This window comes from Apilactobacillus kunkeei (assembly GCF_005930975.1).
GTDB classification, from domain to species: Bacteria; Bacillota; Bacilli; order Lactobacillales; family Lactobacillaceae; genus Apilactobacillus; species Apilactobacillus kunkeei_E.
In genome coordinates this window covers 85,136-105,025 of record NZ_VBSE01000041.1, presented here as the reverse complement: position 1 = coordinate 105,025, position 19,890 = coordinate 85,136, and the positions used below count along the sequence as shown (strand labels likewise).

17 protein-coding genes and 1 other annotated feature are annotated in these 19,890 nt (G+C 36.8%); of the genes, 10 read left to right on the top strand and 7 right to left on the bottom strand.

All coding sequences use genetic code 11. The annotated features are described in order from the left end of the window. Positions 1 to 2: 2 nt before the first annotated feature. From FD688_RS04925 to FD688_RS04910, 4 genes are all read right to left on the bottom strand, one after another. A complete protein-coding gene (locus tag FD688_RS04925; RefSeq protein ID WP_138742035.1) occupies positions 3 to 1,925 on the bottom strand; it encodes a M13 family metallopeptidase in 1,923 nt (640 codons plus the stop codon). Positions 1,926 to 2,018: 93 nt separating this feature from the next. Continuing rightward, positions 2,019 to 2,927, bottom strand: coding sequence for a glycine betaine ABC transporter substrate-binding protein (locus FD688_RS04920; protein ID WP_138742034.1), 909 nt, complete (start codon positions 2,925 to 2,927; stop codon positions 2,019 to 2,021). A 14-nt stretch (positions 2,928 to 2,941) separates the two neighbouring features. Next, a complete protein-coding gene (locus FD688_RS04915) occupies positions 2,942 to 3,802 on the bottom strand; it encodes an ABC transporter permease (RefSeq protein ID WP_138742033.1) in 861 nt (286 codons plus the stop codon). Continuing rightward, positions 3,795 to 4,994 (bottom strand): quaternary amine ABC transporter ATP-binding protein, encoded by a 1,200-nt coding sequence (locus tag FD688_RS04910; protein ID WP_138742032.1) that lies wholly within the window; start codon positions 4,992 to 4,994, stop codon positions 3,795 to 3,797. The genes FD688_RS04915 and FD688_RS04910 overlap by 8 nt, the downstream gene beginning before the upstream one ends. Positions 4,995 to 5,289: 295 nt before the next feature. Here FD688_RS04910 and FD688_RS04905 point away from each other — a divergent pair, with 295 nt between their 5' ends. The 8 genes from FD688_RS04905 to FD688_RS04870 all read left to right on the top strand — a co-directional run bounded on the left by FD688_RS04905 (position 5,290) and on the right by FD688_RS04870 (position 13,923). Beyond that, positions 5,290 to 6,318: a YibE/F family protein gene (locus FD688_RS04905; RefSeq protein ID WP_225426108.1), complete on the top strand. Its 1,029-nt coding sequence runs from the start codon at positions 5,290 to 5,292 to the stop codon at positions 6,316 to 6,318. Further along, positions 6,318 to 7,082: a YibE/F family protein gene (locus tag FD688_RS04900; RefSeq protein ID WP_138742031.1), complete on the top strand. Its 765-nt coding sequence runs from the start codon at positions 6,318 to 6,320 to the stop codon at positions 7,080 to 7,082. The genes FD688_RS04905 and FD688_RS04900 overlap by 1 nt, the downstream gene beginning before the upstream one ends. Positions 7,083 to 7,158: 76 nt before the next feature. Beyond that, entirely contained in the window at positions 7,159 to 9,087 is a 1,929-nt protein-coding gene (locus tag FD688_RS04895; RefSeq protein WP_138742030.1) for an alpha/beta hydrolase family protein, read from the top strand. Between the two features lie 129 nt (positions 9,088 to 9,216). Next, positions 9,217 to 9,672 carry a hypothetical protein gene (locus FD688_RS04890; RefSeq protein WP_190242911.1) on the top strand — a complete coding sequence of 152 codons (456 nt, stop codon included), beginning with the start codon at positions 9,217 to 9,219 and terminating at the stop codon, positions 9,670 to 9,672. A gap of 131 nt (positions 9,673 to 9,803) precedes the next feature. Continuing rightward, positions 9,804 to 10,038: a binding site (T-box leader), on the top strand. An 81-nt stretch (positions 10,039 to 10,119) separates the two neighbouring features. After that, entirely contained in the window at positions 10,120 to 10,944 is an 825-nt protein-coding gene (locus FD688_RS04885) for a MetQ/NlpA family ABC transporter substrate-binding protein (protein ID WP_138742028.1), read from the top strand. Between the two features lie 34 nt (positions 10,945 to 10,978). Continuing rightward, on the top strand, positions 10,979 to 12,049 hold the full coding sequence (locus tag FD688_RS04880) for a methionine ABC transporter ATP-binding protein (protein ID WP_138742027.1): 1,071 nt from the start codon (positions 10,979 to 10,981) through the stop codon (positions 12,047 to 12,049). Positions 12,050 to 12,052: 3 nt separating this feature from the next. Further along, the gene (locus FD688_RS04875) at positions 12,053 to 12,745 is read left to right on the top strand and encodes a methionine ABC transporter permease (RefSeq protein WP_138742026.1); all 693 of its coding nucleotides are present in this window, start codon (positions 12,053 to 12,055) and stop codon (positions 12,743 to 12,745) included. Positions 12,746 to 12,759: 14 nt separating this feature from the next. Further along, positions 12,760 to 13,923, top strand: coding sequence for an ArgE/DapE family deacylase (locus FD688_RS04870; RefSeq protein WP_138742025.1), 1,164 nt, complete (start codon positions 12,760 to 12,762; stop codon positions 13,921 to 13,923). A 38-nt stretch (positions 13,924 to 13,961) separates the two neighbouring features. Here the strand turns inward: FD688_RS04870 and FD688_RS04865 are convergent, their stop codons facing one another. Both FD688_RS04865 and FD688_RS04860 read right to left on the bottom strand, forming a co-directional pair. Then, positions 13,962 to 14,654 (bottom strand): VIT family protein, encoded by a 693-nt coding sequence (locus FD688_RS04865; RefSeq protein ID WP_138742024.1) that lies wholly within the window; start codon positions 14,652 to 14,654, stop codon positions 13,962 to 13,964. Positions 14,655 to 14,666: 12 nt separating this feature from the next. Further along, the gene (locus FD688_RS04860; protein ID WP_138742023.1) at positions 14,667 to 15,350 is read right to left on the bottom strand and encodes a VIT family protein; all 684 of its coding nucleotides are present in this window, start codon (positions 15,348 to 15,350) and stop codon (positions 14,667 to 14,669) included. A 313-nt stretch (positions 15,351 to 15,663) separates the two neighbouring features. Between FD688_RS04860 and FD688_RS04855 the strand changes: the two genes are divergently transcribed. After that, the gene (locus FD688_RS04855) at positions 15,664 to 16,839 is read left to right on the top strand and encodes an aminotransferase class I/II-fold pyridoxal phosphate-dependent enzyme (protein ID WP_138742022.1); all 1,176 of its coding nucleotides are present in this window, start codon (positions 15,664 to 15,666) and stop codon (positions 16,837 to 16,839) included. A 13-nt stretch (positions 16,840 to 16,852) separates the two neighbouring features. Beyond that, positions 16,853 to 18,364, top strand: coding sequence for a phosphoenolpyruvate carboxylase (gene ppcA, locus FD688_RS04850; RefSeq protein WP_138742021.1), 1,512 nt, complete (start codon positions 16,853 to 16,855; stop codon positions 18,362 to 18,364). A 45-nt stretch (positions 18,365 to 18,409) separates the two neighbouring features. Here the strand turns inward: ppcA and FD688_RS04845 are convergent, their stop codons facing one another. Next, positions 18,410 to 19,816: an MFS transporter gene (locus FD688_RS04845; RefSeq protein WP_138742020.1), complete on the bottom strand. Its 1,407-nt coding sequence runs from the start codon at positions 19,814 to 19,816 to the stop codon at positions 18,410 to 18,412. Between the last annotated feature and the right edge of the window lie 74 nt (positions 19,817 to 19,890).

The following is a 19,890-nucleotide window of genomic DNA, read 5'->3' as shown; positions in this document are numbered from 1 at the left end:
TATTACCAAATATTTACTCGTTTATCTTCATCCAAGTACATTCCATCACCGGGTTGAACGTCGAAGGTCTTGTAGAAGTCTTCTAGATTCTTAACTTGGATTTGTGCTCTAAGTTCGCTTGGAGCGTGCACGTCGATTGATAGTAGTAATTGTTTGTATTGTTCAGTTGATTTGGTACGCCAGATAGTGGCCCAGTTGATGAAAAAGTCACGTAAACTTACGTCTGGTTCACCTTTAGCAGCTTCTAGTGCACAACTTAAACCACCAGCATCAGCAATGTTTTCTGAAACAGTCAACTTACCATTGACCTTTTGACCGGCAAATTCCAAACCATCAAATTCCTTGATCATATTTTCGGCTAATGAATCGAAATGTTCATGATCTTCTTTAGTCCACCAGTTATTTAGGTTACCATATTGGTCAAATTGACAACCGTTATTATCAAAAGCGTGAGAAATCTCATGTGCAATTACGGCACCGATACCACCAAAGTTTTGACTTGATGATTGATCTAGACTATAGAAAGGTGCCTGCAAGATGGCAGCTGGAAAGACAATGACATTTTCTAATGGTGAGTAGTAAGCATTAACTGTATTAGCGCTCATGTCCCAAATGCTTTTATCAACAGGTTGATTCCATTTACTGAACTTATCCTTAGTAATAATTTTATCGATATTTTCAACGTTAGTGTATAAGTCGCCGCCTTCTTCTTTACCTTTTACTTTGAATTGGTGGTAAAGTGGGTTAATTGCATCAGGATAACCAACATGGATAGCTAATGCTTTTAGTTTAGTAATGGCCATTTTCTTTGTATCTTCACTTAACCAATCATTTTCTGATAAGCGTTTTTCATAAACATTAATCATCTTAACGACCATGTCGTGGACGTCTTGTTTGGCTTTCTCACCAAAATATTTATGGCCATAGTAGTCTCCAACCACTTGATCAAATAGACCAGATGCTAGATAAAAAGCAGCTTTTTTGGGTTTAGTAGCTTCTTTTTTTCCAGATAGAGTTCGGGAGAATGTACCACCGATTTGACGGAATTCTTCTGATAATAGACCAGCAGAACCCTTAACAACCTTAACAATCATCCAATTCTTCATCTTGGTGAAGGTATCGTCATTGACGATTTCATTGAATGCCTTGAAGTAGTCTGGTTCAGTCACGATAACTTGATCAGGGACTTGGCCAATTAGACCAGTTACGTAGTTATCCATATCGAACTTGTCAATTTGACTTGCTAAGTCAATGTAGTTCATTGGGTTGTACATCTTGGTGAAGTCAGCATTTTCTTCGGCTGATTTAACGTGTGGTGCGATGGTTCTATCGAACTCTTCGGCAGCATCAACAATGTTTTTGGATTGTTGTTCATCATAGCCAACCATCGTTAATAGTTTTTTCATCATGTCACGGAAAACTGGCATTAGTTTGGCACCAGCCGGGTTTTGTTTGTCATAGTAAGTCTTATCCGGTAGGAAGGTTGAAGCACCACTTGCATATAATGCGTTGTACTTGGCGTTCTTCATGTCTGCTTCAATGCCGAAACCAAAAGGTAGGGGTAAACCGGATAGAGTCCAATCAGCTAGTTGCTGGTTTAAATCTTCGAATGATTTAACGTCTTCAATTCTTTGAAGGGTGGCTTTAAGTGGTTTGGCACCATCTTGTTCACGCTTATCAAAGTCCATTGCTAAATCGTATAACTTCTTGAATTCTTGCATATCGTCATTTGATGGTTGCATTGATCCATCAAGTAGGGCGTCAAAGTCATTCATTAAAGTTTTATCGATATTATCGACTAGGTCCATGAAACCACCGGTTGAAGAGTGGTCCGATGGAATGGTTGCATTCTTAACCCATTCACCGTTAACGGCTTGATAGAAGTCGTCTTTGATTAGTGATTCGTTAATCTTGTCATTACTCATTTTGACACCTCATTTACGTTTATTTTTTTGCTATATCCCTAGTATATAAAAAAGCTATTCTAAAGTTAATAGAATAGCTTTTCTTTATTATTATTATTTGTTGATTAAATCTTCGATTGAATTGATGTTCTTCATGTACTTAGGAACAGCTAAACCAACTTTAGCACCATTCAAGTTTGGACCAACATCGTCGATTTTATCCTTGTATTGTTTCAAGTATAAACCGGCAGTGTTAGGTAACCAAGCTGATAGTGAAGCATCGGCAGCGTTAGTTGCGATTGATGCCCACATTGGTTGCATTTCAAGTGCTTGGATAGTTGCCTTGTAACCCATCTTGTTTAGAACTTCAGCCATCACATTAGTTGATGCGATTTCTGAATCCCAAGCAACGTAAGTTAACTTAACTGCTTTACCATTACCTTTAGCAGCACCCTTAGTCCATTCTTGGTATAACTTAGGGTTCTTCTTGATAAAGTTGTCAGCAGCGACCTTAGGGTCAACACCAGCATTAGTTTGTAGCATTACGTCTGACATTTGAGATGGAGTCCAGTGGAATTGCTTTAGAATCTTGTAAGCACCAGGATTATCCTTGGCGAGACCCTTTCTAGCAATTGTGTGGATTTGTTCTGAAGAACCATAAACATTCTTAGGATCCTTTAGGAACTTAAGAGGGAACTTCTTGAACATCCAATGTGGTTGCCATCCGGTAACTACGATTGGTTGTTTGTACTTAATTGCTTTAGCTAATGTAGAAGTCATTGCAGCAGTTGAACTAGTTTGTAGTTGCCACTTGTTTTGTGCTAAAGGATATTCCTTTAACGCATTTTGTGTAGAAGCCATAATACCAGCCCCGGCATCAATACCAGTGATGGTGTAATTGATTTGAGGACCTAACTTCTTATGAGGATTGTATGGAGAAGTTAAACTACTACAAGCAGTTAGAACTGTTGCCATAAGAAACATGGTTAATGTTGCTAAAACATATCTAGTTTTCTTTCTCATTTAAATCCTCCTAATTAGTGTTTTTTGTTCTTATTAAAGGCTTGTGTAACACGGTCTAGGATAATTGCTAGAATTACGATTGCAAAACCAGCAGTGAAACCTGAACCAGCGTTATTTCTACCAACGGCGAAGTAAACTTCTGAACCAAGACCAACGGCACCAATCATTGAAGCGATAACTACCATTGATAAAGCAAGCATCATACCTTGATTAACACCAGACATTAATGTGTTCTTAGCAATTGGTAATTCAACCTTGATTAGCTTTTGCCAACCAGTTGAACCGAATGAATCAGCAGCTTCAATTAGATCAGTAGGAACTTGTTCAATTCCTAAGTTAGTCATTCTAACTACTGGAGGTAGTGAGAAAATAACAGAAGCAATAACTCCGGGTACCATTCCAATACCGAATAAAGCAACGGCAGGAATTAGGTAAACGAAAGCAGGCATTGTTTGCATAAAGTCTAGAATTGGTTTAACGATTACCTTAACGGTGTGGCTCTTTGCCATCCAGATTCCCAGAGGAATACCGATAACAACGATAATTAAACTAGAAGTAAGAACTAGTGTTAATGTTTGAGTCATATCTCTCCAGTAACCTTGGTTGTAAATTAATACAAGACCGATAAGTTCAAAAATCATTAGTCCCCAGTGCTTGCTGTCATGCAATGCCCAGTAAGTAATACCTAAGACTAATACGATGAATAACCAAACAGGTAGTAAATCAAATACCCATTGGAATGAGTTAACGATGGCACCAATAAAATCAGTGATACCGTTGAAGAAACCAACAAATTGAGTTAACCAGTTAACAAACTTGTTAATCCAATCTGCGAATGGAATTGGTTGCATAGTTAAAGAAAATAAATTAGCCATTATTTTGCACCTCGTTTCCAGAAATTGCGCCTAATACGGAACTTCTAATGATAATTCCTAGTAGTCGATCATTGTCATCCAATACCGCAAAAGGTACTGAAGTCTTGGAAATGTCGTTTAATAGTGACTTAATAGGTGTATCAGGTGTGGTTGTTGGAACATCTGTTTTAAGAATTGATTGAAGGTCACGTTTGTCATCTTCGATTTGCTTGATAACATCCTTAGCATCAATTAGTCCCTTGAAGTGATGTTCTGAATCAACAACGTAAACACTTGAGTTGTGGTTGTCCTTCATTAATCTTAGAGCGGTTCTTGGACCGTCTTTTTCGATGTTAATAACATCTGGTCTAATCATAACGCGGCTAGCAGTAAGAATCTTGGTTCTGTCCACGCCTTCAATGAATTTTTCAACATAATCATTCTTAGGGTGTTGTAAGATATCTTCTGGTGAACCGATTTGAACAATTTCACCATCACGCATAATCATAATACGATCACCAATACGTAGGGATTCGTTTAAGTCATGTGAGATGAAGATGATAGTCTTCTTTAAGTGTGATTGTAAATCTAGCAATTCGTCTTGCATTTCTTTTCTATTAAGTGGATCTAATGCTGAGAATGCTTCATCCATCAATAGAATTTCTGGATCATTAGCTAAACCACGAGCTAATCCAACACGTTGTTGTTGTCCACCAGATAATTCGTTAGGGTATCTATCATCGTATCCGTGTAAGCCAACTAGTTCTAGACATTCATGTGCTTTTTGATGTCTAGTTTCTTTATCGACTCCTTGGATTTCCAAACCGTAAGCGGTGTTTTCGATAATGGTTCTGTTAGGGAATAGAGCAAAGTTTTGGAATACCATACTCATTTTCTTACGTCTAAAATCACGTAATTCTTTCTTATCGAATTTAGTAATGCTTTCTCCGTCTAATAGAATTTCACCATCAGTTGGTTCATATAAACGGTTTAACATTCTAATTAAAGTAGACTTACCACTTCCGGAAAGTCCCATGATAACAAAGATTTCATTTTCGTTAACATCGAAGTTGGCATCGTGAACACCAACAACGCTGTTAGTTTTAGCTAAAATTTCATCTTTGGATTTTCCTTCGTTGATCATTTCTTTAGCACGACCAACATGACGACCGAAAATCTTGGTTAGATGTTTAACTTCAACTTTTTTGGTCATGATCTTCCTCCTTGAAATTGTAGTTTATTTAAAGCATAGATACTATTATTACAAAGAAAAATGTTATGTGTCAAATAAGTTACATGCGCAAAATGCCGATTTGCCGGTTTTAAACGGCATAAGCTTGCATGATGGAGCCATTTAAGATTTATTTAATTAAAGTGTGTTAAAATGACTAAAAATGGAAATTTTAGGTTCAAAATTTGATAATTAAGAAGGAATTATTTTGGGTAATTTATTGAAAAAATTCCCCATCAAAATGGTGGGGATTTTTGCATTAATTGGAGTGGCTTTAATGTTTTTTGTTAGTCATGATGACTTTTTATATACTCAACCAATTATGCAGATTCAAAAAGTAGAAGAACTTAGTAAGAATAAGGAGATTGATACTTTTCAAAATGTTGATCACAGTTATGTACAAAAACTTAGTGGAGTAATCACCAATGGAAAGCATAAGGGTGAACACATTACTTTAAACAATACATATACAGACTCTAAGGCGATGGATAAGAAGTATAAAGTCGGCCAAAAAGCCTTTGTGGTCTTACACGGACAAGGTGAAAGCACGATTAGAGATGCCAAGCGAGATACACCCGTGGTCTTTTTAATCTATTTAGCAATTGCCTTGATGTTTATCTTCCTTAAAATGGCGGGAATCACGGCCATCGGAAGTATTATTATTAATACCATCTTGTTCATGGTGGCACTATACTTTGACGGATTTAATAACGGATCTAACGTTTTATGGATTTTTTCGATTCTGGCAGTACTTTTTTCCGCGATTACGCTTTGGTTAGTAATTGGTTGGAATCGTCAAATGTTTGTGACACTTGCTTCGACTGTGGCATGTACTTTTCTTTCGATTATTATCAGCTTAATCGTTTTTAAATTTACACATGAAAAGGGAATTTTCTATGAATCGATGCAATATGTTACTCAGCCTCCACGACCATTGTTTTTAGCTGAGACCATCATCGGATCATTAGGTGCAGTTATGGATGAATCAACCGATATCATTTCTTCATTATTCGCGTTGAAAATGGAACGACCTGACGTTTCAAGAAAACAACTTTTCTTGTCAGGTCGAAACATTGGTAAATCAATCATGGGACCATTAATTAACGTTTTATTCTTCATTTTTATGGGAGAAACTTTGTCGATGACACTTCTATTCTTAAAAAACGGAAACAGTTGGGGATACTCATTTTCAATGAACATGTCATTGGGGATGGTGCAAAGTCTAATCAGTGGTATTGGAATTGTGTTAGCAGTTCCCGTTGCCAGTGGATTAACCAGTTTTTTTGCAGAAAAGAGGCGTAAATAATGAGTGCAATTATTGTTTTAGGTCTTGTGCTACTAGTGCTAATGGTATTAGTAGGGGGAAAACAAGGATTTCAATCATTCCTAAGTTTATTGCTTAACTTTGGCTTCTTATTCTTTGCAATTGTCTTGATGGCATTTCACTTTCCACCAATTGTTGTTACATTGATTGCTGGAGTAATTCTTCTTGCCTTGACAATCTTCTTGAGCGGAACCAATGATGAGACCAGTCGGTTAGCTTTTATCGCTTCTGTATTGGTACTTTTAGCACTTGTTTTATTGATTGTGCCAGTAGAACACTGGGCACAGGTTCAAGGATTTGGCTTAGAAGATAGCGATGACCTAGAAGGTTTATCTTTACCTATCGGAATTAGTTTCATTGATATCGCCATTTCGACAGCCATTCTAAGCACGCTGGGTGCGATTGCCGAAGCAACCATGGCGATTGCGTCTGGGTTAGATGAAATCAAGGAACAACATCCGGACATTAAACCAAACCGTTTGTTCTTTGATGGTGTCTATGTTGGGAAACAAATTATCGGAACAACATTGAATACTTTGTTCTTTGGATTATTCGGTGGATCATTATCATTATTTGTCTGGTTCCACGGATTGTCATATTCATTGGGTGATATTTTAAATGATAAGGTATTTGATGCTGAGTTCATCATTATCTTATTCTCACTAATTGGTGTCATCATCACAATTCCAATTACGTCATTTGTCATCACAGAGCAATTTAAAAATCAAAAACGAACTAAGTCCTAACATTGTTAGGGCTTTTTTATTGCATTTATGACGATAAAACTTAATACTAGACTTAAATTGAAAAGAGGCGTTGTTAATGAATAAAAAAATAGAATCAAATGACTTATTTGAATTGAAATCCATTACACAATTAACTGCTATTAATGGAAATATTTTTGCGGTTTTAAATCGTGTCGATAAGCAAGAAAATACCTATTTTGCTGACATTGTCAGCATTAACAACAAGAACGAAGTAAAGAAATGGACCAATGGTGGAAAAAATACTAATCCGATACAAGTGGGCGATTACCTAGTCTATCTACATAATAAGGACTTAATGAGGATGCCACTATTTGGGGGTAGTGCAGAACAACTCACCAAGGATGCTAATATATCTAAATTGGTTAGTGGAAAAGATGGTCAAACCATTTTCTATCAATCATCGGATAGTAAGATTCCTGCAAAATTTGAAACTGCCAAATTCCCAGAAACTAGAAGAATTCATCGTTTTGAAAATCGTCATGACGGTATCGGTTGGGTGGATGATCAAGCTACCAACATCATCTATCGATATAATATTAAAATGAATCAAAAAAACGCTGTTTATAGCTCCAAGTATGATTTAAGCTTGCAAGATGCGAATGCTAAGCAAAATCGATTGTTGGTAATTAAACCAACTAAGCCAACACTGGAAACTGAATCAGATGAAACTAGGGCAGTCTATGATGTGGATTTAACTAAGGATTCTGAAAAACAGGTTACAGAAAGTATCGAAAAGGGTGAATTTAGTTACGCTAGTTATTCACCAGACGGGCAAAAGATTGCGGTCGTTGGAAACGATGCCAAGTATCCAAATGCGACCGTCAATAATCTATATATTTTTGATAAGGAAAAAGATAAGTTAAACATCGTTACAGGTGACTTCGATGGAGAAGTATTTGGTTCAATTACTGCTGACTTCGTTCAAAATGAGGGCAGCCATCTAGTTTGGATGTCGGACACTAACTTTGTCTTTAGTGGTGTGACTCACGGCCATAGTGTTGTCTTTGAATACAACGGTCACGACATCACAAAACTATTTGAAGGCCACTGTCATGTTGTTGATTTAACAGCCATTGATGGTGAGGTCTACTTCAGTCTTTCAACACCCACTACACCAAGTCAATTAGTCCAATTAGTTGACCAACAGCTAGATGTGAAGTTTGACCCTAATGCTAATTTCTCAGCACAACATGACTATGCTGACGTGACACCTTTTAAAACACCATCCAAGGATGGTAAGACTACCATAGAGGGATGGGTATTGAAGTACACTGGTAGTTCTAACCATCTTCCAGTGATTCTGTACGTCCATGGTGGGCCACAAGCTAACTACGGTGAAAGTTTCTTCCATGAATTCCAAGTGCTTGCTAGTCGCGGTTATGCCGTCGTCTACGTTAACCCACGTGGTTCTACCAGTTATGGTCAGCAATTTGAAACTGGCGTCATTGGAAGATATGGTCAGGAAGATTTTGCTGATGTTCAATCAGGACTGGATGCTGCGTTAAGTCAATTTGCTGATTTAGATGAGCAAAACACATTTATCGCAGGTGGATCATATGGCGGTTTCATGTCTAGCTGGGCAATTGGTCATACTGTCCGTTTCAACGCTGCAATCGTACAACGTCCTGTATCTGATTGGCATTCATTATATGGGACGTCTGACATTGGCGTTCGTTTCATTAGAAAAGAACTTGGCAAGGATTTATACGATGAGGGCGGATTGGAATACTACTGGGACTGCTCGCCATTGAAGTACGCCCACAACGTGAAGACGCCCACTAGAATTCAACACGGGGAATTCGATATGCGCTGTCCAGTTAACCAAAGTGAAGCATTATTCACGGCAATTAAGCAAACCGGAACGCCAGTGGACTACATTCGTTATCCACAATCCTTTCATGGATTTTCTAGAAACGGATTACCAAACCTAAGAATCAAACGACTATCCGACATCTATGAATGGTTTGACAAATATTTAAGATAGTATTAAGAAAGGCTGATATAGAAACATTCAGCTTTTTTTATTGAATAAAAAATGACATAATAAAGTCATTACATAAAGAAAGCAGGACTGATAATGGATACTGTTATTTATTTAATTTTATTTTTTGTTGTGATCGCACTATTACTATTCGGTGCCTACGAAACGCTACCAAAAATTCACATGTTGAATAAGAGCATCAACAAAAAGACACTTGATTCATTTGCCGGAGATAAGAGACAAATCGAAGCATTTAAGTCAGGTGAAAAGAAGTTAAACGTAGTTACCGGTCAATATGTAATCTTAGCAATTGTTGCTACTGCGTTTGTTCTAAGCATTATTTTTCCAGAAATGGCTAATAACTATCTAATTATTGTGTTATTTATACTAGAAGCCATTTACATCTACCTAGGATTAAAACTACCTAGTTTAGAAAAGAAACATGGTGAATTTACCGGAGATGTTTTAAAGAAGCGTTTACAAGCAATTCGCCTTACATTTTTTGCTTTCATCGGTTTCTTTGTAGCAGTTGATGTATTGATTTTAATCATTGAATTACTATTTTCTCAGAATGTTAGATTACTATAAAACGCTAAAAGAGCCTTGATTGGGCTCTTTTTTTATTTATTAAGAAAATATTAAATTAAAAAATAATGATAAAAACATGTTGCAATATTAAAAAATGAGTGTAATATATAAAACAACTTAACCGATACGAATAAAACAAGATGATCAGGAGAGTAGTTATCCAATGATTGCGCAGAGAGTTCACGTTTGCTGAAAGTGAATGAATCAGAAGATAATGAATATGGCCTGTAATTTGGCATCGCTGATAATTAAGCGATGATGGGGTGGCAACCATTATTAATTGCACGCGTTTATATAGACGTTATTGAGGGTGGGAGTGTAAGCTTTCACTAAATTAGAATGGTACCACGGGACTCCGTTTCTAGATTTAATCTAGAAGCGGAGTTTTTTTGTTGGCTAAGTTAAATATTCCGTTACATACATTTATTTTTTTAGGAGGTTATTCTTATGAAGAAGAATTACAAGAAATTATTATTAGCTTTTACATTTTTATTGGTATTACCACTAACCCTTTTAGCAAGTTGTGGTAAGGATTCAGGACACACAGTTAAGATTGGTATCATGGGTGGAGATACACGTGTTTGGAAAGCTGTTCAACAACGTGTTAAAAAAGAAGGTGTTGATCTACAACTAGTTCAATTCACAGATTACTCACAACCAAACAATGCTTTAACTAATAAAGAAGTAGACATTAACGCATTCCAAAACTATGCATTCCAAGACAACTGGAACACTGCTCACCATACTAAGATTGTTTCTATTGGTAAGACAATCTTCACTCCATTAACTCTTTACTCCAAGAAGGTTTCAAGCCTAAAGGATCTTAAAGATGGTGCGTCAGTTGCGATTGCTAACGACGTTACTAATGAAGCTCGTGGATTAAAGCTACTTGCTAGTGCCGGTCTAATCAAGCTAAAAAACACCTCATTACCAACTCCAAGTGACATTACTGAAAACAAGAAACACTTAAAGATTGTTCCTCTAGATGCTGCGCAAACTCCAAGAGCTCTATCTGATGAAGACGCTGCAGTTGTTAACGGTAACTTTGCTTTAGATTCAAACTTAAGCTCAAAAGATGCATTATTCAAGGAACCAACTAACAAATCAGCAATCCCATATATCAACATCATTTCAGCAAACAAGAGTGAAGCAAACAACAAGTACTACAAGAAGGTTGTAAAGGCTTACCAAACTCAAGCTACTAAGGATCTTTTAAAGAAACTTTACAAGGGCGAAGACATTCCAGCATGGGACATCAATTTCAATAAATAAGATTTAGAAATAAAACAGAGGTAGAGGTGAAACTATGGCACAAATTAGTCTAGAGCACATCGATGTCACCTTTAAGCAAAAACACCAAGTTTCAAAAGCAGTACAAGATGTAACGCTACAAATTGAAAAAGGTGATGCATACGGTATCGTTGGTTATTCAGGTGCTGGTAAGAGTACTTTAGTACGAGTAATTAACCACCTGCAAAAACCAAGTGCCGGTAGGGTGATTATTAATAATAAAGATATTGATAAATTTAGCTATGCTCAAATTCGTCAATTAAGAAAAAATATTGGATTTATTTTCCAACACTTTAACTTAATGAATGCGAGAACAATCGAAGATAATATTTTATACCCAATGGTTGGAACTCAGACTTCAAATGAAGAAAGAAAGAAACGTGTTCAACGTTTAATCAATCTAGTTGGTTTAAACGGGAAGGAAAAGTTCTATCCATCTCAATTATCTGGTGGTCAAAAACAAAGAGTTGCCATCGCCAGAGCTTTGGCAAATAATCCACAAATCTTAATTAGTGATGAAGCGACAAGTGCGTTGGACCCAAAGACCACGCAAGCCATTTTGCAATTACTAAAGAAGATTAACAAAGAACTAGGTGTTACGATCGTCTTAATTACCCATGAAATGGACGTAGTTAAGTCACTATGCAACAAGGTAGCTGTTATGGACACTGGTAAAGTGGTAGAAAAAGGAAGTATCTTAGAGGTTTTCAGTAACCCTAAGACACAATTAACCAAAGACTTTATCGATACCACCAACAACGTGAAAGAAGCAGTAGACACACTAAGTGCTCAAGAACATTTTGTTGAATTATCACGTAATCAACAACTATTCAGATTGCATTACATTGGTGCCTCTGCAGAAACACCAATCATAGTTGATTTGTACCAAAAATTCGGTGCAATCTCTAACATCGTTTATGGAAATATCGAATTCATTTCAAATGTTCCATTAGGTAACTTGATTATCGAAATTGATGCTGAAGAATCAATCATCAAAGAAATCCAAGAGTATCTTGCTTCAAAGGATGTTAAATTAACCAACATCAATTTGGATCAAGAAAAAATCAGAAATAGTAAGGGGGAATAGCAGATGAGTTCATTTTTAGCACATTACTTACCAAATGTGATGACAATGATTCCTGACTTTGAACAAGCCACAATCGAAACATTGTATATGACATTTGTGACAGCAATTATTGGTGGAATAATCGGTTTGTTTATCGGTGTTTTACTAGTCTTAACTGGACCTGAAGGAATTAGTGAAAACATTCCTTTCTACACAGTTCTAGATAAGATTGTGAACTTCTTCCGTGCCATTCCCTTCATTATTCTATTAGCTGTAATTGCGCCATTTACCAGAATTATTGTTGGAACTGCCATTGGGACTACTGCTTGTATTGTTCCACTGGTAATCGCTGTAATTCCTTTCTACGCTAGACAAGTGCAAAACGCACTACTAGACGTTGATAGCGGAATCGTCGAATCAGCTCAAGCTATGGGTTCATCAACATGGGGAATCGTCTTTAGAGTATATCTAAAGGAAGGCTTACCTAAGATTATACGTTCATCCGTGGTAACATTGATTAGTCTAATCAGTTTAACTGCAATGGCTGGAACCGTTGCCGGTGGTGGACTTGGTAACTTAGCTGTCATGGTTGGTTATCAAAGATATGAAAACGACGTTACCTTTGTGTCATTAATTCTAATTTTGATTTTGGTATTTGTTATTCAAATTATCGGTGATATCTTAGCAAGATTAACTGATCACGAAAATACAAAATAAGAGGGTAGATAATAATGGAAAAAGAAGAACAATTACATGTGTTAAAGGATCTAGTTGCCTTTAATACTGTAGATGCCAACGAAAGAGATATCGCAGATTATTTAAGCCAGCTATTTAAGAAGCATGGCATAGAAAGTGAAATTGTGGATCAATTTGATAATAGAAGTAATCTTGTTGCTCATATTGGTAGTTCTTCGAAAAAAGTTTTGGCCTTTGCCGGTCATGAGGATACCGTTCACGAAAATAATTTGGCAGATTGGACCCATGATCCATTTATTCCATTCGTTGAAGATGGCAAGATTTATGGTCGTGGTGTGACTGACATGAAGTCTGGTTTAGCAGCCCAAGTGATTGCTTTAATTGAGCTAAAAGAAGAACACGTTGACCTATCAGGACAACTAAGATTCTTAGCAACTATCTCTGAAGAATTAACTCAAAGTGGTGCCAACTTTCTTTCAAAGCGAGGGGATGTTGATGACGTCGATGCAATCGTGATTGGTGAACCAACCGGTCAAATACAAAATAATCAGAACCATCATTCCATTGTTTATGCTCACAAGGGAGCGCTTATTTACACCGTAAGGAGTATTGGAAAGGCAGCGCACAGTTCTACTCCAGAATTGGGAATCGATGCTATTGATAACCTAATCAATTATCGCCAGGCAGAGAAACAATACTTTGCTAAACAAACAGGTGAAGACGATATTTTAGGTAAGACAATCTATACTCCTGACATTTTTGCAGGTGGTAAGCAGGTTAACTCAATTCCTGATTTTGCTTATCAAAAGGTTATGGTTAGAACCATTCCACAATTAAATAACAATCAAATCATTGCTGATTTGCAAGAATTGATTGACTCATTTAACCAAAAAGATGGATATAATCTAGAACTAGAGATAAACTTTAGTGGGTATCCGGTCAAAAGCGATGCTGATTCATCACTTGTGAAAGCAACTCAGGATGCCAGTGACGCAATTCTGGGAACCAGGTTGGATTTGAAGGCCTTATCAATGGGGACGGATGCGTCTCAGTTTAAGGCCAGAAATGAAGATGCAGATGTTATCATTCTAGGTCCTGGTAATGACACTGCACACCAAACGGATGAATACGTTGATTTGGAATCATTTTATTCATTCATACGTCTATATAAACAAATTGCAATTAACTATTTAAAATAAATAAAAAGCCTAAGCATAAATGCTTAGGCTTTTTTGTTTTAGAATTCATTCATTAATTTACCCATGGTGTAGTGAATAATCATGGTTAGAATTCCAATGATAATGTTTCTGATAACGGCTACTTTGACCTTGCCATCACCCAATTTGGCACTCAGAAAACCGGTTAAACCAACCGAGGCGATAACAGCTAGAATTGTGGCTGGCCAACGGTAGATGCCACTAGTTAGACTCATTGCAAGAAGTGGGAATAATCCACCTAGTGCAGCTGAGAATAAGGATGATAAGGCTGCGGACCACGGATTCATGTAATGGTTTAATTCGATGTTGTATTTAATGCTGACCATTGTTTCCAATGGCTTTTTTGCTATTAATTCATCAGCGATTTGTTTGGCAGTATCTTCGGTAATCCCACGACTCATGTAGAATTCTTGGACGATTTTCTTTTCACCCTCTAGGTCGTTTTTTAATAGGTAACGTTCTTTTTCTACCGATGAACTTTCGGCGTCACGTTGAGAACTAACTGATGCGTATTCACCGGATGCCATTGAGAAAGCACAAGCTAATAAATCAGATAGTCCGGCGATGAAAATTGTGAAGATATTAGGTGTAGCCACGGCGACTGAGAATAATACTCCCACGACTGTAAGAATTCCATCGTTAGAACCTAATACACCGGCTCTTAGAGTGTTTAGTTTTTCGTCCATAGTGGCAGTTTGCTTTTTCTTTTCCATTGTTATTCCTCCCTAAGCCAAGCTTCCGACTAGTAGTCCAATTAAATATGTTACTAGCATGGTTAACATTCCGGATGCAACGTTTCTTAAAGTTGATTTCAAACGGTTTGCATTGCTCAACATGGCGGCAGCATATCCCGTAAGTGATAGGGCAATTAGGACCGCAATAAATGTCGCAACAACTTTGATGTTAGCAGGGAAGAGGGAGATAGCGACTAACGGTAAAATTGATCCAGTGGGAAATGAAATCATTGATGAAATTGCAGCCGCGTATGGACTGGTAAATTGATTAACGTTAAAACCGTATTTTTCACGAACAGTCGTTACCAATGCATCTTTGTTCATCATTTCGGTAGTTGCTTTTGTAGCAAGTTCTTCAGAGATACCGCTATTCATGTACTTTCCTTTGACAATATTGAATTCATTATCATAGTTATCTTTTAGTGCTACTTTTTGCTTTTCTACGGCATTTTTTTGGGAGTCACTTTCAGAGTTAACCGATACATATTCACCCATAGCCATTGAAACAGTTCCGGCAATCATACCGGCAATTCCAGAAATGAAAATTGAAAATGTATTGCTAGTGGCTCCAGCAACACCGATAACGATGCCGGCAACCGATAAAATTCCATCGTTAGAACCCATTACACCGGCACGAATAATATTAATACGTTGAGCTAAAGTTTGTTTTTTCATATCGAAGGCCCTTTCTAGTTTATAATAGTTATTAACTAGTAATGATTATAATTCACTTCTTTTATAAAGTAAACCCTTCATTTTTAAGGTACTACCGAACATTTAATTTTTCAATGACTAAGAAAATTTTTATTCAAAATCCTGATATATCAATATCTTATACGATCTATAAAATTAGAAAATGATTAAAAATCATATTGTAATTTTAATGAAGATATATTATAGTATTTAACAATATGATGCTCATTGAAAATTGGACTGATTGATTAAAATAATCGATTGGTCCTTTTTTGCATATTTAGGAGGAATTGTAATGCCCAACTTATCATCATCACTTGTTGGTAAACATAACCAACGATTGAATGCATTAGCTCCATCAGGAATTAGAAGTTTTGATAAAAAAATTTCTTCTATTGATGGTTTGATTAAATTGACAATTGGAGAACCAGATTTGGATACTCCTGAACACGTTAAACAAGCAGGAATCGATAGCATTAAGAATAATGATTCCCACTATGCTGATCAAACAGGTAAAAAAGAATTACGAGATGCTATCTCTAATCATTTATCAAATAAATACGATTTGAAATACGATGCTGACAGTGAAGTGATTGTGACAGTTGGTGCCACAGAAGCCCTATACTCAACATTCCAAACAATTATTAACAAGGGAGATAAGGTAATTGTTCCAACACCTACATTTGCTTTATACTTCCCAATCATCGAAATCTTAGGTGGAGAAGTGATTAAAGTCGATGTATCTGAAGACGACTTCATCTTAAAACCAGAAAAATTAAAGGCTGTACTGGATGAATATGGTGACTCAGTCAAAGCCTTATTATTAAACTATCCAAGTAATCCGACCGGAGTTGAATATTCAAAAGAAGACTTAGCCGGACTTGCAGAAATAATTAAACAACATGCAATGTATGTTTTATCAGATGAAATTTATAGCGATTTAACATATGGAGTGAAACATTACTCAATCGCTAACATGTTGCCTGAACAAACAATTTATTTAAGCGGTTTATCGAAATCACATGCAATGACAGGTTATCGAGTTGGATACATCTGTGGACCCGCCGAATTCATTAAAAAGGTTGGAATGGTTCATGCCTTCGTAGTTACATCAGTTACAAATTCTGCCCAAATGGCAGCGGCTGAAGCTTTGAATAATGGTGAAAACGATCCGGTTGAAATGGCCAAGATTTACCAAGAAAGACGAGATATCTTATACAAGGGTTTGACTGAATTAGGTTTCTCGATGCCAGAACCAAAAGGGGCATTCTATATGTTCGCAAAGATTCCAGCACAATACGGTAAAGACGACGAAAACTTTGCACTAGAATTAGCCAAGAAGGCTAAGGTTGGTGTTATTCCTGGGAGTGCATTTGGACCAGGCGGTGAAGGTTACATTAGATTGTCATATGCTTCATCTAAAGAAGTTATTTTAGAAGCGCTAAAACGATTACAAATTTTTATGAAATAAAGGGGTAATTAACATGGACAGAAGAATTCCAAATATTATGGGGACTCAACATCCGGACAACGCTAATGTTCCGTTTTTTAAGAACGATAACGACAAGTTTGTGTCCGCATTCAATGAAATTAACGAAGCGTATCAAAACTATTCCACATTAGACGCAGATGAATATATGTGGGATTGGGAAGGAAAACATGCTGATTCTTCCGTTATTGATCGTTTGTATTCTGAACATTACGATTACTTCAGTAAACATCCACTTGGCAACGACAAGTTTTTGACCTTCCGCTTACCAAATATCTGGGAAGAAACTGGTTACAGCTTAATGCAAGCTATGACTACTATCTTATTAGCTGAAGATTTTGCTCAAGATTTAGGTTTCAAAGACCGTCCATTATTCGAGGCGATTTTGCCAATGGCCAGAACTGCTGAACAATTGGTTAACATGGAAGAAAAATTCTCAAGCCTAGCTCACTTCAAATCAAAGGAATTTGAAAATGGTCACGAAAACAACGACAGATTAAGAATGATTCCATTATTTGAAAGCTTTGAAGCACAATTCAATGCTCCGGAGATTTTGAAGAAGTATGTCGAAATCTATAAAGACAAATTTGGCGAAGACTTAACATACCTACGTGTCTTTTTGGCTGGATCAGATTCAGCTCTATCAAATGGTTTCTTAAACAGTATCATTGGTAACAAGTTAGCCCTAACTAAGTTAGGCGAATTTGAAAACGAAACAGGTATCGATGTTTACCCAATTGCCGGTACTGGTAGTGCTATCTTTAGAGGAGGATTATCTCCATTAATGGTTGATAGATATTTAGAAGAATTCCCTGGTTTAAAGACCGCTACTATTCAATCAGCGTTTAGATATGATTTTGATTTAGAAACTGTTGTTAAACCAGCCGTAGCAAAATTACGTGATGGACTACAACATAATGCCTTTAGAATCATTAATGATGATGACCAAAAGACATTACTATCAGTTGCTGATAAGGCTGCTAAACAATACCATGAAACGCTAGATCCGCTAATCAATGACTTGCAATCTGTTTTTGATTCATTCCCTAAGCGTCGTGATAGACACCAACATGTGGGTATCATTGGATACTCTAGAGATGTTGATGGATACAAGATGCCAAGAGCCATCACATTCACAGGCTCACTATATTCAGTTGGGGTTCCACCTGAAGTATTGGGAACTGGTCGTGTGTTAAACCAATTAACTGATGACGAAATCAGAGCGTTGAAGCAATATTATCCAAACATGAAGCATGACTTTGCACATGTCTTGAAGTATTACAGTGCTGATGCCCTTGATTCATTAATTGAAAAGAATGCTGCATGGAAGGGCGTTAAAGAAGATATCCAAGCAATCGAAGACGCATTCGACATCAAGGCTGGACCAACCAATGAAGAAGAAAAAGAACACGCTAAGTTAGCAAACGATTTAGTTCGTATTGATGACCAAGAAGTTCGTGAAATCTTAATTGAAAAGATGGGACGTTTAAGACATTTCTTAGGTTAATTCCCAATAAAAAAGCTAGTGAGAACTTACTCACTAGCTTTTTTATTATGCGTATTTATTTTGATTATGTTTTAATAGCCAGATTAACATGATTGTGACGATTAGCATGATAATTGCTGCTACCCAGTAAGTGAAGTGCATTCCGTATACGAATAAGGAATCGTTACCAAATGGGTAGGTAGTAATACTTTTGCCATTCTTAAAGCTCATCGCACCATATAGAATAGATGTCGAGATTGATAAACCAAGAGTAAAACCAATGTTTCTACTTAGTGCTAATATTGAACCAGCAATTCCTTGCTGATCTTTGGATGCATTTTCCATCACCATTGGATTGTTTTGGAATAGACCATTGGCAGTCGAAAATACTACAAATCCAAGTAACATAATCATTAATGACCAGCTGGGTTGCATGATTGCAAAGATAACTTCAGCTGCTACGAAAACAAGTGAAGCACGTAGTGACATGATAACGGCACCGTATTTGTCACATAAGACACCACCTAAATAAGCTGTAAAGACGTTTACTATCGGTAGGACACTCATTAATAGACCGGTGTGTGATGGTGAAAACTTCAATGTGTCTTGAATGTAGAAAGGTAATAAAACGTTGTTGAAGTAAATAATGATATACATGAACATTAAAGCAATAATACTGATTGAAAAACCAGGATTCTTAAACAAGCTCAATGCCAAGATTGGGTCGTCGACGCGATGTTCAACCATTATAAATGCAATCAGTAGAACTAGACTAGCAATGAAAGCAAAAATAACGCTGATATTAGCGAAACCAACTTGTTGGCCAGTAAATACACCAATAAAGAATAAACCAATTAAGGCGGCCAAAATTATGAAACCTGGCCAATCAATATGAATATTTTGTATTCTATTATGTGATTGCTTTTGATAAACGAATTCCCCAAAGACATAGGCAAAGATTCCAATTGGGACGTTAAATAGAAAAATCCAGTTCCAATTAGCGATGGATAAAATGATTCCAGCAACAGCTGGTCCGGCAATGTAGCCCAGTTGACCGATGGTAGTGTTTATTCCTAACGCACGACCACGAAGGTTAAATGGGACGGATTCCGTGATGATTCCTAGGTTAGTTGCCATGGTCATAGAAGCACCTAGCCCTTGAAGACAGCGGGCAATTAATAATACGATTAAGTTTTGTGATATTCCACAGATTAGCGAACTAATCGTAAAGATTAATGTCCCAAGTTGAAATATTTTCGCCTTGCTGATTTGATCTCCCAGTTTACCGAATAAAATCAGGGACATACAGATTAGAATTAAGTAAGCCGAAGATATCCATTCTGCTTGGTTCATTGGGATATGTAAGTCTTTAGATATCTGCGGTAAAGCGGTATTTACGATACTCATATCAACGGTTCCTAGAAATGAAACTAATGCCACCGACATGATAATGAAAAACTGTTTGCGATTCATTTGGACACTTCCTTTAATTGATAATATTAATTGTATCAGATGAGCGACAAAAGAAAAATTATGGAGTATAGTAT